General features: G+C 62.7%; 1 protein-coding gene. It reads left to right on the forward strand.

What is annotated here, in order from left to right:
- Window positions 1-44 precede the first annotated feature (44 nt).
- Window positions 45-18,591, forward strand: an 18,547-nt coding sequence (locus B9Z39_RS14185) for an S-layer family protein (protein WP_146183339.1), incomplete at its 3' end; no start/stop codon positions are given.

Raw genomic sequence — 18,591 nt, forward strand, 5'->3', positions numbered from 1 at the left:
AGACAGGGTGCAAAACATCGGCCCGCTCTCTAGAAAAACCTCTCATGCCTGCAGAACTCAATCCTCCTAAAAAAAACAATGCAGCGCAATCTACCCCCCCTACCCAAGGGATAGACGCCAAAAAATGGTCTCTTCAAATGGACGGTCTGTGGCTGTCCGAGAGCGAGCAAGCGCCCAGCCCATGGACGATTGCGGTCGGAGCCTCATCGGGACAAGCCACCAAGGTCAAAGTGCACCCAGGGGCCGCCTACAGGCTGCTGCCACCCAAGGTGTCTGCACAAGACACAGCAGCCCGCAAGAAACAAAAAATCAGTCACCGTCAAGAGCAAGATGATTTGATCCTCTCCACGCCAGAGTGTGACGAGTTGGTGTTGGAGGGGTTTTACGCCCATGCCCAATCGAGTGCGCCAGCCCTGTTGACAGTGACTGAGTTGGATGGCGCTGAACGTGTGTTGGGTGCCACGGAACAAATGGCATCTGCCAGCCCAAGCAACGACAAAACCTTGCTTTGCGCCAACGACCAGAGCGCGTCATCGGCCAGTCAAAACAACCCCAACACGGCCACGACGGCGGGGGCCAAAGACAAAGATTCAGACAGCGTGTGGCTGCCCGTCTTCGGTGCCAACACGCTGATTGGCTTGGCGCCCTTGCTGCTTTTATCTGGTGGGGGTGGTTCGGGTGGTTCCAGCACCTCGGGCGTGGTGGGTAGCTCAACACCTGGCGCGCCCACGATCACCCGTGTCACAGACGACGTCGGTTCTATCACTGGCGTGGTCAACAACGGCGGGCGCAGCGACGACACCCAACTGGTGGTGCGGGTCAGCCTGAGTGGTACCAACGCTGTCGCGAATAACACCCTACAGCTCTACGACGGCACCAACGCAGTCGCCAGTGTCGTGACCTTGAGTGCCAGCCACATCAGCAACGGCTATGTGGACATCACCACCAACACCCTGAGTAACGCCACCACTTACGCTTTCAACGCCAAAGTCATCAATGCGTTGGGCAGTGCCAGCACAGCGTCAGCCAACTACACCGTCACCATCGACACCACCGCACCTACAGCGCCGAGCATCGGCAGCGTCACCGACGACGTGGGTGCCATCACTGGCCCGGTGGCTGCGGGTGGCGTGACAGACGACACCCAACTGGTAGTGCGTGTGAACCTGAGCGGCACAGGGGCCGTGGCCAACGACAGCGTGCAGCTCTACAACGGCACCAGCACGATAGCCACTGCGGTGACCTTGAGTGCCACAGACATCAGCAATGGCTATGTCGACGTCACCACCCATACCCTGAGCAACGGCAACAGCTACGTCTTGAATGCCAAAGTCAGCGACGTGGCGGGCAACATCAGTGCGGTGTCGAGCGACTACACCGTCACCATCGACACCGCAGCACCTGCGGCGGCAAGCATCGGCAGCGTCACCGACGACGTGGGCACCATCATCGGTGCGGTGGCCAACGGTGGGCGCAGCGATGACACGCAACTCGTGGTGCGCGTCAGCCTGACGGGCACAGGTGCCGCAGCCAACGACAGCGTGCAGCTCTACGACAACACCAGCGCCATCGCCAACATGGTCACTTTGAGTGCCACCGACATCAGCAACGGCTATGTGGACATCACCACCTACACGCTGAGCGACGCGACAACTTACACCTTCAACGCCACAGTCACCGACGTGGCAGGCAACGCCAGTGCGGCGTCGGCCAGCCACGTGGTGACGGTTGACACCACAGCCCCTCTGGCACCCAGCATCACCCGTGTCATCGATGACGTAGGCGCCATCACCGGAGCCGTGGCTGACGGCGGGCTCAGTGACGACACCCAACTGGTGGTGCGGGTCAGCCTGACGGGTACGGGTGCCGTGGCCAACGACACGGTGCAGCTGTACGACAACACCAGTGTCATCGCCAGCGCAGCCGCCTTGAGTGCCACCGACATCAGCAACGGCTATGTGGACATCACCACCAACAGCCTGAGCAACGCCACCACCTACGCCTTCAACGCCAAAGTCATTGACGTGGCGGGCAACGCCAGCGCAGCGTCTGGCAACTACAGCGTCACCATCGACACCACGGCGCCGGTGGCGCCCAGCATCAGCCGCATCGTGGACGATGTGGGCACCATCACCGGCGCCGTGGCAGAGGGCGGCGTCACAGACGACACGGTGTTGACGGTGACCGTCTCGCTGGCAGGCACCAGTGCCGTGGCCAATGACACCGTGCAGCTGTACGACGGCAGCACGCCCTTGGGCAACCCGATCACCCTGACGTCGGCCGACATCTTGGCGGGCGCGGTGGACTTCAACACGCCGATCTTGAGCAGCGGTGTCACGCATGACCTGAACGCCAAACTCATCAACATCGCCGGTACAGCCAGCGACGCATCTTTGCATCACCACGTGAGCGTGGACACCACGGGTCCCAGTGTGTCCGCCATAGCACTCAGCGACACGTCTTTGAAAGCAGGCGAGACCAGTGCTGTCACCATCACCTTCAGCGAGGCTGTGAGCGACTTTGACAACAGCGACGTGACGGTGCAAAACGGCAACCTGAGCACTTTGAGCAGCGCCGACGGCGGCGTCACTTGGACGGGCACCTTCACGCCCACCGCGAACTTGGAAGACACCAGCAACGTGGTCAGCCTGGCCGCCAGCTACACCGACATCGCAGGCAACAGCGGCAGCACCGCCACCAGTGCCAACTACAGCATCGACACCCTGGCGCCGACGGCGAGCATCAGCCTGTCGGACAGCGCGCTCAAAGCGGGCGAGACCAGCGTGGTGACGATCACCTTCAGCGAAGCCGTGAGCGGCTTTGACAACAGCGACGTGACGGTGCAAAACGGCAGCCTGAGCACGCTCAGCAGCGCCGACGGCGGCGTCACCTGGACGGGCACCTTCACGCCCAGCGTCAACCTGCAAGACACCAGCAACGTGGTCAGCTTGGCTGCGAGCTACACCGACATCGCAGGCAACAGCGGCAGCATTGCCAGCAGCGCCAACTACAGCGTGGACACCCTGGCCCCCACGGCCACCATCAGCCTCTCCGACAGCGCGCTACAGATCGGTGAGACCAGCGTGGTCACCATCGTCTTCAGCGAAGCCGTCACAGGTTTCAACAACAGCGACGTGACGGTGCAAAACGGCAGCCTGAGCACCCTCAGCAGCGCCGATGGCGGCGTTACCTGGACGGGTACCTTCACGCCCACGGCCAACCTCGAATCCACCAGCAACGTGGTCACGCTCGCATCGAGCTACACCGATGTGGCAGGCAACAGCGGCAGCAACGCCATCAGCGCCAACTACGCCATCGACACCCTGGCCCCCACGGCCAGCATCAGCCTCTCCGACAGCGCGCTCAAGATCGGCGACACCAGCTTGGTGACCATCACCTTCAGCGAAGCGGTCACAGGATTCAACAACAGCGACGTGACGGTGCAAAACGGCAGCTTGGGCACCCTCAGCAGCGCCGACGGTGGCGTCACCTGGACGGGCACCTTCACGCCCACCGCCAACCTCGAAGACGCCAGCAACGTCATCACCCTCGCTGCCAGCTACACCGATGTGGCGGGCAACAGCGGCGCCACCGCCAGCAGTGGCAACTACGCCATTGACACCTTGGCGCCCACGCTGACCATCACCACGCCACTGAGCAACACAGACAACGTCTTGAACCGGGCAGAGCTGACCGCGATTGCCGGCAGCACCTTCTTGCTGCAAGGCACCGCCGTGGGCTTGGAGGTGGGCGCGAGCTACAGCGTCAACTTCAACCAAAAAACCTATACCGGCACCGTCACCACCGCCAACACCTGGAGCGTGAACATCCCTGAGGCGGACATGAACGCCCTGGTGCACGGCAACGACTACGCGCTGCGAGTCAACGCGCAAGACCTGGCGGGCAACGATGCCCTGGCCGTGAGCCAAACCCTGCAAGTGCGTTTGGCCCCGCCCGACACGCCCACCGTCAACGTGGTCAACACCAACAGCCTCACGCCCACCTTGAGTGGCAGTGCGCTCAAGTTGACCGACCCCAACGACCCCAACAGCGTGGAGCTGCCTTTGCAAACTGGGGACGCCTTCACGGTCACGGTGCACGGTGCGAGTTACACCTACACGGTGGGCGGGGGCAGCAACCCCAGCGCGCTGAGCTACGACGCAACAGCCAAGACCTGGAGCCTGGCCTTGCCAGCGGGTGTGATCACGGCGGACGGCAGCTACGACGTGGCGGTGAGCGTGAGCGCGATGGGCTACACGGTGGCCAACGACATCAGCAGCAACGAGTTGACGGTGGACCGCGTGGCCCCGGCCTTGAGCATCAACACCTTTGCGGGCGACAACACGCTCAACGCCCAAGAAGTCACGGGCAACCTGACACTCAGCGGCACGACCGACACCAGCGAAGCAGGGCGCACGGTCAACATCGCAGGCTTGAGCAGTGGCACCTACCACGCGACGGTGCAGGCCGATGGCAGTTGGATGGTCACGGTGTTGGCGGCTGACTTGGCCTTGCTGACAGACCAAAGCACGCTGACGGCGAGCCTGGCCGATGTCTACGGCAACACCGCTTCGGCCACGCGCTCGCTGGGCGTTGACAAGGTCTTGCCTGTGGTCAGCAGCGTGACCGACGACTTGGCCGGCACTGCCAACGCAGCCACCGCCAGCGTGGCATACACCTATGTGTTCAGCGAAGCCGTGACCGGTTTGAGCAGCAGCGACTTCACCGTGACCCACGGCAGCATCAGCAGCATCACCGGCAGTGGCACGACCTGGGTGGTCAACGTCACACCACAAGCGGGTGTCGACGGCGATGTGATCACCGTGGTGCTCAAAGGCGCGGGTGTGACCGACCTGGCGGGCAACCCCAACATCACCTACACCAGCAACAGCCAAGCGCTGGACACCCTGGCACCCAACGCGCCAGCCTTGTCGCGCGTGCTCGACGATGTGGGCACCATCACCGGCAACGTCACAGACGGCGGCTACAGCGACGACACCCTGTTGTCGGTGCGCATCAGCCTGCTCAACACCAACGCGGTAGAAAACGACACCGTGCAGCTGTACAACGGCAGCACGGCCTTGGGCAGTGCGGTCACGCTGAGTGCTGGCGATTTGGTCGCGGGCTACGTGGATGTGTCCACCCCCACACTGACCAATGGCACAACGTATGTCTTGCAAGCCAAAGTCATCGACGTGGCGGGCAACGCCAGCGCGGCCTCGGTGTCACGCACCCTCAGCATCGACACCACGGCGCCCAACGCTCCCAGCATCACCCACGTCACCGACGACGTGGGCGCCCTCACTGGCGCAGTGGCTGACGGTGGGCGCAGTGACGACACACAACTCGTGGTGCGCGTCAGCTTGACGGGCACCAGTGCGGTAGCCAACGACAGTGTGCAGCTGTATGACAGCACCAGCGCCATCGCCACGGTGGCGACCTTGAGTGCCACTGACATCAGCAACGGCTATGTGGACATCACCACCTACACGCTGAGCAACGCCACCAGCTACGCCTTCAACGCCAAAGTCATCGACGTGGCAGGCAACGCCAGTGCGGCTTCTGGCCTTCACACCGTCACCATCGACACCAGCGCACCTGCAGCCCCCAGCATCACCAGCGTCACCGACGACGTGGGGTCTGTCACCGGTGCGGTCAGCAACGGCGGGCGCAGCGACGACACGCAACTCGTGGTGCGTGTCAGCCTGACGGGCACCGCTGCCGTGGCCAACGACACGGTGCAGTTGTACGACAACACCAGCACCATCGCCACCGTGTCGACCTTGAGTGCCGCCGACATCAGCAACGGCTATGTGGATATCACCACCCACACCCTGAGCAACGCCACCACCTACGCCTTCAACGCCAAAGTCATTGACGTGGCAGGCAACATCGGCAACGCGTCCCCCAGCCACACCGTCACCATCGACACCACGGCGCCGGTGGCGCCCAGCATCAGCCGCGTTGTGGACGACGTGGGCAGCATCACCGGCGTGGTCAGCAACGGCGGGCGCAGCGACGACACCCAACTGGTGGTGCGCGTCAGCCTGAGCGGCACCAACGCACAGGCCAACGACACGGTGCAGTTGTACGACAGCACCAACACCGTGGCGAGCGCCCTGACCTTGAGCGCCAGCCACATCAGCAACGGCTATGTGGACATCACCACCAACAGCCTGAGCAACGCCACCACCTACGCCTTCAACGCCAAAGTCATTGACGTGGCGGGCAACGCCAGTGCGGCGTCTGGCAACTACACCGTCACCATTGACACCACAGCCCCTGTGGCACCGACCCTCTTGAGCGTGACCGACGATGTGGGCAGCATCACCGGGCCCGTCAGCTCGGGTGGTGTGACCGATGACACCGTGCTGGCCGTGAAGGTGGGTTTGACAGGCACCAATGCCGTGGCCAACGACACCGTGCAGCTGTATGACGGCACCACGGCCTTGGGCACGGCGGTGACCTTGAGTGCGGGCGACATTGCCGCAGGCTTTGTCAGCCTCAACACGCCCACGCTCAGCAACGCCACCACCTATGCGTTGAAAGCCAAAGTCATCGACGTGGCGGGCAACGCCAGCAGTGCCTCAGCCAGCCACACCGTCACCATTGACACCAGCGCACCCAGTGCGCCGACCATCCTGAGCGTGACCGACGATGTGGGCAGCATCACCGGACCTGTTATCTCCGGCGGCGTGACCGACGACACGGTGCTGGCTGTCAAAGTGAGTTTGGCGGGCACCAGTGCCGTGGCCAACGACACCGTGCAGCTCTACAACAGCACCACCGCGCTGGGTACAGCGGTGACCTTGAGTGCCAGCGACATTGCCGCAGGCTTTGTCAGCCTCAACACGCCCACCCTGAGCAACGCCACCACCTACGCGTTCAACGCGTTGGTCATCAACCAAGCCGGCACAGCCAGTGCCGCATCTCCCAGCCACACGGTCACCATCGACACCACGCCACCGGTGGCGCCCAGCATCAGCCGCGTCACCGACGACGTGGGCAGCCTCACAGGGGCCGTGAGCAACGGCGGGCGCAGCGACGACACCCAACTGGTGGTACGCGTGAGCCTGAGCGGTACCAACGCACAGGCCAACGACACGGTGCAGTTGTACGACAGCACCAACACCGTGGCGAGCGCGGCGACCCTGAGTGCTGCTGACATCAGCAACGGCTATGTGGACATCAGCACGAACACGCTGAGCAACGCCACCACCTACGCCTTCAACGCCAAAGTCATTGACGTGGCGGGCAACGCCAGTGCGGCGTCTGGCAACTACACCGTCACCATTGACACCACAGCCCCTGTGGCACCGACCCTCTTGAGCGTGACCGACGATGTGGGCAGCATCACCGGGCCCGTCAGCTCGGGTGGTGTGACCGATGACACCGTGCTGGCCGTGAAGGTGGGTTTGACAGGCACCAATGCCGTAGCCAACGACACCGTGCAGCTGTACGACGGCAGCACGGCCTTGGGCACAGCGGTGACCTTGAGTGCGGGCGACATTGCTGCTGGCTTTGTCAGCCTCAACACGCCCACGCTCAGCAACGCCACCACCTATGCGTTGAAAGCCAAAGTCATCGACGTGGCGGGCAACGCCAGCAGCGTTTCCACCAGCCACACGGTGACGATCGACACCCTGGCGCCGACGGCGAGCATCAGCCTGTCGGACAGCGCGCTCAAAGCGGGCGAGACCAGCGTGGTGACGATCACCTTCAGCGAAGCCGTGAGCGGCTTTGACAACAGCGACGTGACGGTGCAAAACGGCAGCTTGGGCACGCTCAGCAGCGCCGACGGTGGCATCACCTGGACGGGCACCTTCACGCCCAGCGTCAACCTGGAATCCACCACCAACGTGGTCAGCTTGGCCGCCAGCTACACCGATATCGCAGGCAACAGCGGCAGCACCGCCACCAGCGCCAACTACAGCGTGGACACCTTAGCCCCCACGGCCAGCATCGCCCTCTCAGACACTGCGCTCCAAGTGGGCGAGACCAGTGTGGTCACCATCACCTTCAGCGAAGCCGTCACAGGATTCAACAACAGCGACGTGACAGTGCAAAACGGCAGCTTGAGCGCCATGAGCAGCGCCGATGGCGGCGTCACCTGGACGGGCACCTTCACGCCCACAACCAACCTCGAATCCACCAGCAACGTGGTCACGCTCGCATCGAGCTACACCGATGTGGCGGGCAACAGCGGCAGCAACGCCATCAGCGCCAACTACGCCATCGACACCCTGGCCCCCACGGCCAGCATTAGCCTCTCCGACAGCGCGCTCAAGATCGGCGACACCAGCTTGGTGACCATCACCTTCAGCGAAGCGGTCACAGGATTCAACAACAGCGACGTGACAGTGCAAAACGGCAGCCTGAGCACCCTCAGCAGCGCCGACGGTGGCGTCACCTGGACGGGCACCTTCACGCCCACCACCAGCCTGGAAGACGCCAGCAACGTCATCACGCTTGCCGCGACTTACACCGACGTGTCGGGCAACAGCGGCAGCACCGCCACCAGTGGCAACTACGCCATTGACACCCTGGCGCCCACGCTGACCATCACCACGCCACTGAGCAACACAGACAACATCTTGAACCTGACCGAGCTGACGGCCATTGCTGGCGGCTCGTTCCTGCTTCAGGGCACCGCTGTCGGGCTGGAGGTGGGCGCGAGCTACAGCGTCAACTTCAACCAAAAAACCTATACCGGCACCGTCACCACCGCCAACACCTGGCATGTGAACATTCCAGAGGCGGACATGAACGCCCTGGTGCACGGCAGCGACTACACGCTGCAAGTCAACGCGCAAGACCTGGCGGGTAACGATGCTCTGGCCGTGAGCCAAACCCTGCAAGTGCGTTTGGCCCCGCCCGACACGCCCACCGTCAACGTGGTCAACACCAACAGCCTCACACCCACCTTGAGCGGCAGTGCGCTCAAGTTGACCGACCCCAACGATCCCAACAGCGTAGAGCTGCCTTTGCAAACCGGGGACGCCTTCACGGTCACGGTGCACGGGGCGAGCTACACCTACACGGTGGGCGGGGGCAGCAACCCCAGCGCGCTGAGCTACGACACCACCACCAAAGCCTGGAGCCTGGCCTTGCCAGCGGGTGTGATCACGGCGGACGGCAGCTACGACGTGGCAGTGAGCGTGAGCGCGGTGGGCTACACCGTGGCCAACGACATCAGCAGCAACGAGTTGACGGTGGACCGCGTGGCACCGGCTTTGAGCATCAACACCTTTGCGGGCGACAACACGCTCAACGCCCAAGAAGTCACGGGCAACCTGACACTCAGTGGCACGACCGACACCAGCGAAGCAGGGCGCACGGTCAACATCGGTGGGTTCAGCAGTGGCACGTACCACGCGACGGTGCAGGCCGATGGCAGTTGGCAGGTCTCGGTCTCGGCGGCTGATTTGGCCTTGCTGGCAGACCAAAGCACGCTGAGCGCGAGTTTGGTCGATGTCTATGGCAACACCGCTTCGGCCACCCGTTTGCTGGGCGTTGACAAAGTGGCACCCAATGCGCCCACCGTTGCCTATGTGAACGACACCGTGGGCACCATCACCGGCCATGTGGCCAGTGGCGGTGTCAGCGACGACACCCGCCCCACCGTGCGCGTGAGCTTGAGTGGCACCAACGCGGTGGCCAACGACAGCTTGCAGCTGTACGACAACCTCACGCCCATGGGCACTGCGGTGCAACTCACGGGCGCTCAGGTGACGGCAGGTTATGTGGACATCACCACGCCCCTGTTGAGCAACGGCAACACCTACGCGTTCAACGCCAAGATCACCGATGTGGCGGGCAACGTGGGCACGGCATCTGCGCTGTACACGGTCACCCTTGACACGGTGTCACCCACGCTGGCCATCACCAGCAACACCAGCACGCTCAAAGCGGGTGAGTCGGCCACCATCACCTTCACCTTCAGCGAAGCGCCCACGGGCTTTGCAGCGGGCGATGTGGTCACCAGCAACGGCACGCTCAGCGGCTTGGCCGTCACGGCAGACCCCAAGGTCTACACAGCCACCTTCACGCCCACGGCCAGCTTGGCCAGTGGCAGCGCCAGCATCACCGTGGCCAGCAGTGCCTACACCGATGCGGCGGGCAACAACGGTGGTGCGGGCAGCACGCCCAGCATCAGCATCGACACCCTGGCCCCTACGCTGGCCATCACCAGCAGTAAGTCCGCGCTCAAGTCGGGCGAGACAGCCACCATCAGCTTCACCTTCAGCGAAGCGCCCACGGGCTTTGCGGCGGGCGATGTGGTCACCAGCAACGGCACGCTCAGCGGCTTGGCCGTCACAGCAGACCCCAAGGTCTACACGGCCACCTTCACGCCCACGGCCAGCTTGGCCAGCGGCAGCGCCAGCATCACCGTGGCCAGCAGTGCCTACACCGATGCCGCGGGCAACAACGGTGGTGCAGGCACCACGCCCAGCATCAGCATCGACACCCTGGCCCCCACGCTGGCCATCACCAGCAGCGCCAGCACGCTCAAGGCGGGCGAGACAGCCACCATCAGCTTCACCTTCAGCGAAGCGCCCACGGGCTTTGCAGCGGGCGATGTGGTCACCAGCAACGGCACGCTCAGCGGCTTGGCCGTCACGGCAGACCCCAAGGTCTACACCGCCACCTTCACGCCCACGGCCAGCTTGGCCAGCGGCAGCGCCAGCATCACCGTGGCCAGCAGTGCCTACACCGATGCCGCGGGCAACAACGGCGGCGCGGGCAGCACGCCCAGCATCAGCATCGACACCTTGGCCCCCACGCTGGCCATCACCAGCAGCGCCAGCGCACTCAAGGCAGGCGAGACAGCCACCATCAGCTTCACCTTCAGCGAAGCGCCCACGGGCTTTGCGGCAGGCGACGTGACCACCACCAACGGCACGCTCAGCGGCCTCACGGTCACAGCAGACCCCAAGGTCTACACCGCCACCTTCACGCCCACGGCCAGCTTGGCCAGCGGCAGCGCCAGCATCACCGTGGCCAGCAGTGCCTACACTGATGCCGCGGGCAACAACGGTGGTGCAGGCACCACGCCCAGCATCAGCATCGACACCGTGTCACCCACGGTCAGCAGTGTGGCCATCACCAGCGCCACGGGCATACAAAACAGCACCCTCAATGCGGGTGACGTGGTGAGCGTGACCGTGACGATGAGCGAAGCCACGGTGGTCGACACCACGGGTGGCACACCGCGCATTGCCTTGAACATCGGTGGCACCACCGTGTATGCCAGTTATGCCTCGGGCAGCGGCGGCACGGCCCTGGTCTTCAACTACACCGTGTTGGCAGGCCAGACCGATGCCAATGGCATCAGCATTGCGGCCAACAGCCTAGCGCTCAACAGCGGCACGCTCAAAGATGCGGCTGGCAACAGTGCCGCGATCACGCACAGCTTGGTGGCCGACAACGCCAGTTATCTGGTGGACACCACGGCCCCCACGGTCAGCAGTGTGGCCATCACCGGGGCCACAGGCATTCAAAACAGCACCCTCAACGCGGGGGACGTGGTGAGTGTGACGGTGACCATGAGCGAAGCCACCACGGTTACCGGCACGCCGCAAGTGGCCTTGAACATCGGGGGCACGACGGTGCAGGCCAGCTATGCCTCGGGCAGTGGCAGCACGGCCTTGGTGTTCAGCTACACCATCTTGGCCGGACAGACCGATGCCAACGGCATCAGCATCGACGCCAACAGCTTGGCGCTCAACAGCGGCGCGCTCAAAGACGCGGCAGGCAACGTGGCCACGTTGACGCACACCGCCGTCACCGACAACGCGAGCACCTTGGTGGACACCACCGCACCCACGGTCAGCAGTGTGGCCATCAGCGGTGCGACGGGCATTCAAAACAGCACCCTCAATGCGGGCGACGTGGTGAGTGTGACCGTGACGATGAGCGAAGCCACCACGGTCACAGGCACGCCGCAAGTGGCCTTGAACATCGGTGGCACCACGGTGTATGCGAGCTACGCCTCGGGCAGTGGCAGCACGGCCTTGGTCTTCAACTACACGGTGCTGGCAGGTCAGACCGATGCCAACGGCATCAGCATTGCGGCCAACAGCCTGGCGCTCAACAGCGGCACCCTCAAAGACGCCGCTGGCAACAACGCCACGATCACGCACAGCTTGGTGGCCGACAACGCCAGTTACTTGGTGGACACCACCGCACCCACGGTCAGCAGCGTGGCCATCACCGATGCCACGGGCATTCAAAACAACACGCTCAATGCGGGCGATGTGGTGAATGTGACGGTGACCTTGAATGAGACCATCACCGTCACCGGCACGCCTCAGTTGGCCTTGAACATCGGCGGTACCACCGTGCAAGCCAGCTATGCCTCGGGCAGCGGAACCAGCGCCTTGGTGTTCAGCTACACCGTGTTGGCCGGGCAGACCGATGCCAATGGCATCAGCTTGGCGGCCAATGCCTTGAGCTTGAATGGTGGCACCCTCAAAGACGCGGCTGGCAACGCCGCCACCCTGAGCAGCAGTTTGGTGTCTGACAACATCAATTACATGGTGGACACCACGGCACCGACCGCTACCTTGGTGAGCACAGGCAGCATTGCCAGTACCAGCAGCGCCACGGTGAAGAGTTCAGAGGCAGGTACGGCCTATTTGGTCAACAACAGCAACACGGTGTTGAGCGAGGCAGACATCCTGGCATTGGATGGTTCGCAATGGGTTTCGGGCGCTGTCAGCAGTGCCAACACCAACACCACTGTGGCTTTGTCTGGCTTGGCCGCCGGAACCATCAAGCTCTACACCGCAGACGCTGCGGGCAACTTGAGCGCCGCTGCCAGCACCAGCATCACCGTCACCGGCACGATTGACTTTGTGGAACTGGGCTCGACCAAGAGCGGTGACACGGGGGTGAGCAACACCGACTTCATCACCTCGATACAAACCCCCAACAGCATTCGGGTGCACTTCTTGGCGTCCATCATCACGGCTGCCAATGCGTCGAGTTACGAAATCAGTGTGGACGGCGGCTTGACCTACACCGTGGCCAGCTATGTGCACTCCAAAGAAGTGTTGATCACATCGCCCACCTTGTTGATGGGCACCAGCAGCGTGGTGGTGCGCCACAACGAAGGCGGTGGCAACTACTCGCAGATTTACAGCAATCCCTACACCGTCGATCAGACCGGCCCCACCATCACCACCGTCACCGACAACGTGGCGGCGGCGGTGACCAACGGTGTGATCGATTTCACGGTGACCTTTGACGATGCCATTTACGGCACTGTGAGCACCACCAGTTTCACCGCCACCAACGGCACGGTCAGCAGCGTGACCAGCCTGGGCAACAACCAATACACCGTGCGCGTCACGCCCACCGCCAACGTGGCCAGTGGCAACGTGGCTTTGAGCTTGGTGGGCACAGGCTTGAGCGACACCGCCGGCAACACGGCCACCAACGCCAGCCTGAGCGGCTTGGACAGCCAAGCGATTGACACCAAAGTGCCCACGGTGAGTGGTGTGGCCATCAGCGGTGCCACGGGCGTTCAAAACAACACCTTGAACGCAGGCGATGTGGTGAGCGTGACCGCCACCATGAGCGAAGCCACCGTGGTGGACACCACAAGCGGCACGCCACGCTTAGCCCTCAACATCGGCGGCACCACGGTGTATGCCAACTACGCCTCGGGCAGTGGTAGCACGGCGCTGGTGTTCACCTACACCGTGTTGGCCGGTCAGACCGATGCCAACGGCATCAGCATTGCGGCCAACAGCTTGGCACTCAACAGCGGTACCCTCAAAGATGCCGCTGGCAACAACGCCACGCTCACGCACACGGCGGTGGCAGACAACGCCAGTTATCTGGTGGACACCACCGCACCCACGACATTGACAGCGCTCACCCTGACCCCCAGTGGGGGCACGGTGGTGACCAACACGCTCAACGCCAGCAACACCGCCATGGCTTTCTCGGCCACGGTGACGGCTGGGCAGGCGACCGGTGGCAAGGCCGAGTTTTATGTGGGAGCCAACTTGATTGGCACCGACAGCGCCATTGCAGCAGCAGACACCACGCTGGTTTACACCACCAGCGATGGCACCCCCACCGCTGCCGAGGTGCAAGCGGCCATCACGGCGGGCGGGCAAATGAGCGTGATCTTGTACGACGCCGCAGGCAACACCCTCACGGCCACCGGCCCCACGTTGACGCGCGATGTGGCGGCGCCCACCGTCAGCAGCGTGGCCATCAGTGGCGCCACAGGCATTCAAAACAACACCCTCAACACGGGCGATGTGGTGAGTGTGACCGTGACCATGAGTGAAGTCACCACCGTCACCGGTACGCCGCAGCTGGCCTTGAACATCGGCGGCACCACGGTGTATGCCAGCTACGCCTCGGGCAGTGGCAGCACAGCCTTGGTCTTCAACTACACCGTGTTGGCAGGGCAGACCGATGCCAATGGCATCAGCATCGACACCAACAGTCTGGCGCTCAACAGCGGCACGCTCAAAGACGCCGCGGGCAACAGCGCCACGCTCACGCACGCCTCAGTCACGGACAACGCCGGCTATTTGGTGGACACCACCGCACCTGTCGCGCCCAACATCACCAGCGTCACCGATGATGTGGGGTCGATCATGGGCGTGGTCAGCAACGGCGGGCGCAGTGACGACACGCTGTTGGTGGTGCGCGTCAGCCTGAGTGGTACCAATGCAGTGGTGAACGACACCTTGCAGCTGTACGACAACACCAGCGCCGTGGCCAGTGCCGTGACTTTGAGTGCCAGCCACATCAGCAACGGCTATGTGGACGTCACCACCAACACGCTGACCAACGGCAGCAGCTACGCCTTCAACGCCAAGATCACGGACTTGGCAGGCAACATCAGTTCGGCATCGAGCACTTACACGGTGACGGTGGACACCACCGCGCCGACCATGACCATCAGCACCCCCTTGTCGGGAAGCGACAACCTGCTGAGCCAAAGCGAACTGGATGCGCTGGCCGGTGTGTCTCCGTTTGTGATTCAAGGCACAGGTGTTGGCTTGGAGGTGGGGTCGAGCTACACCCTGGTGCTCAACCGCACCACCTACACAGGCACCGTCACGACGGCGAACACCTGGAGTATTGATGTGCCCTATGACGCCATCCAGGCGTTGATGGACGGCAATGCTTACGACGTGCAGGTGCGCGGTGTAGACGTGGCGGGCAATATGTCTGCGGCAACCACTCAGACCTTGACGGTAGACCTTGCCAACAACGGCGCACCCACCGTGCAACAGGTGTTGACCAACAGCTTGACACCTACCTTGACGGGCGCAGCTTTTCGGTTGGTGTCTGGGGCTCACACTGCGCTGAGCAATGGCGATGCGTTCACGGTCACCATTCAAAATGCTTCTTACACCTACACCGTGGGCGGTGGCTCCAATCCTGCGGCGCTGAGCTACAACTCGGTGAACCAGTCGTGGAGTTTGGCCTTGCCATCGGGCGTGATCACGGCCGATGGTCAATACGATGTGGCGGTGCGCCTGGTGCTGTCCAACGGCACCACTTTGTATGACGGCAGTTCCGGTGAATTGACGGTGGATCGTGTAGCCCCCAACTTGACGATTTCCACGCTGGCCGGTGACAACACACTCAATGCGCTGGAGGTGCAAAGCGATTTGACCGTGAGCGGCACAGCCGATATGACCGAGGTGAACAACACGGTCAGCCTCACCGGGTTCAACGGAAAAACCTACACCGCCACCGTCAATGCCTCAGGGCATTGGAGCGCCAACATTGCCGCGGCTGATCTGGCAGCAACCACAGCGGGCACTGTGCGTGCCCAGCTCACCGACGTCTATGGCAACGTGGCCAGCACCACGCAAGCCTTGGCGGTAGACAAAGTGAGCCCCACGGTGACCAGCGTCACCGACAACGTGCCCGGCACAGTGACCTACAACTCGGGTCGTGTCACCTACACCTACACCTTCTCGGAGGCCGTGACCGGTGGCTTGACCGCCGCTGACTTCACGGTGACCAACGGCACGGTCTACAGCATCACCAGCTTGAATGTGCCTGCCACCCAATGGCAAGTGGTGGTTGACCCGCAAATGGGGGTGAACAACAGCACCATCACCTTGGTCTTGTCCAGCAATGCGGTGCAAGATTTGGCCGGTAACCCCAGTGTGGCGTATACCGACAGCAGCCAAGCCATCAACACCCAAAACCCTGGCGCGCCTTACATCGAAAGCGTGACCGACAACGTGGGCACGATCACGGGTCGCTTGGCCAATGGCGCCGTCACAGATGATACGGTGCTGCAAGTTCGCATCGGGTTGGTCAGCTCTGGGGCTGTGGCTGGCAACGTGGTGCGTTTGTTCAACAGTGCTTCTGATTTGAGCGTTGCGGTCACATTGCAGGCTTCGGACATTTCGAACGGCTATGTCGATGTGGCAACTCCCACGCTGACCACTGGCAACACCTACGTGCTGAACGCGCGCATCACCGACGCGGGTGGCGGCACGGTCTACAGCACCTCGGGCAACCATTCGGTCACCATTGATGCGACAGCGCCCACCTTCACCAGTGCGGCCACGCCTTCTGTGACAGACACGGGGGCGGGTGTGACAACTGCCACCACGGTGTACACCGCGGCCAGCACCGATGCTTATGCCGTGACCTACAGCTTGGCTACACCCAACACGGGTGACGCACGCTGGTTCACGATCAACAGCAGCACCGGGGTGTTGACGTTCAATGCCACCGAAAAATATGGCGAAACCAACGATTCGGGTGGCGACCATGTGTACGACTTCAGCGTCATCGCCAGCGACACAGCGGGCAACACCAGCACCCAGGCGGTCACGCTGACGATGCGCGCCAACGCCGTGTATTTGCACGACCTGACCTTGGGCTTGGGTGGCTTTGTCATCAATGGACAAACGCACCGCGACCAAAGTGGCTGGTCGGTCAGCAGTGTGGGCGACGTCAACGGCGATGGCTTGGGCGATGTGATGGTGGGTGCGTGGCACCCGTGGGGCATTGTGGACGGCTACAGCGGCAGAAGCTATGTGGTGTTTGGCAAGACCGACAGCACAGCGATTGATTTGTCGGCGGTGGCTGCGGGCACGGGTGGCTTTGTCATCAATGGCCAATGTTCTGCCGACTTCAGCGGCGTGTCGGTCAGCGGCATTGGCGACATCAACGGCGACGGCTTTGCCGACGTGGTGGTGGGCGCCCATTGGGCCGATCTGACTGGCGCAGCCAACGCGGGACGCAGTTATGTGGTGTATGGCAAGTCCACCACCACCGCTGTGGACTTGTCGGCCATTGTCGCGGGCAGTGGTGGTTTTGTGATCAACGGCGAGTGCTTCAACGACCACAGCGGTTTTTCTGTGCACGCCGCAGGCGATGTCAACGGCGACGGCTTGGCCGACCTGATCATTGGCGCGCCGCAGTCAGACTTGCTGGCGGGCAATCGCGCCGGGCGCAGCTATGTGGTGTTTGGCACCACGGCTTCCACAGCAATTAATTTGTCCAGCATCAGCGCGGGCACGGGCGGCTTTGTCATCAACGCGCAAAGTGCCGAAGACCAAAGTGGCATCACGGTGACGGGCATGGGCGACTTCAACGGTGATGGCGCCGCAGACCTGCTGGTGGCTACGCCACAGCCGGACCCCACGAGTGGGACCGATGTGGGGCGTTTTTATGTGGTGTATGGCAAGACCAGCACCAGCGCCGTGAGCTTGTCGGACGTGGCCTCGGGCAGTGGCGGCTTGTTGATTCAAGGCTCAGGTGCAGGCTATTTGAGTGGTTACTCCAGGGGCCCGGCCAGCGCCGCAGGCGACGTCAACGGCGACGGGTATGCCGATGTGATTTTGGGTGCTTACCAATCGGACACTGCCGCTGGCATCAACGCCGGGCGGACTTACGTGGTATTTGGCAACTCAGGCAACAGCACCATTCAAATGTCCAACGTCGCCGCGGGCAGCGGCGGTTTTGTGATCAACGGTCAATGTGCGGGCGACCAAAGCGGCATGTGGGTGAGCGTGGCCGGGGACATCAACGGGGACGGTTTGGCGGACATGATCATTGGTGCGCCATTGGCGTCTTCCCTCGGGGGCGCTGGTGCTGGGCGCAGCTATGTGGTGTTTGGCAAAACGGGCACCACCACCGTGGAGTTGTCGGCGATTGCGGCAGGCTCGGGCGGTTTTGTGATTTACGGTGAAAGCACTTCCGACAACAGTGGCTCGGTCAGCGGTGCTGGCGATGTCAACGGCGATGGCTTGGCCGACTTGATCGTGGGTGCTTGGGGCAGCGATGTGGCTTCGGGCAACAACGCAGGGCGCAGCTATGTGATTTTTGGCAGCACCACTGGTGCTTTCGCGCAGACGGCGGTGGACCAGATGGGCGACGCCAGTGCCAACACCCTCACCTCAACAGGTACCCAAACCTTGGTGGGCGGTGCGGGCAACGACACCCTCATTGGCGGCGGGGGCGCCGACGTGCTGTACGGTGGTTCGGGCGACGATGTGTTTGTGATTGGCAGCGGTAACATCAGCAAGTTGACCAGTACCTACAGCGCAGCCGATGGACAACTGGCCCGCATTGACGGTGGCACAG

Origin of the sequence: Limnohabitans sp. JirII-29 (genome assembly GCF_003063395.1) — a bacterium.
Lineage (GTDB): Bacteria > Pseudomonadota > Gammaproteobacteria > Burkholderiales > Burkholderiaceae_C > Limnohabitans.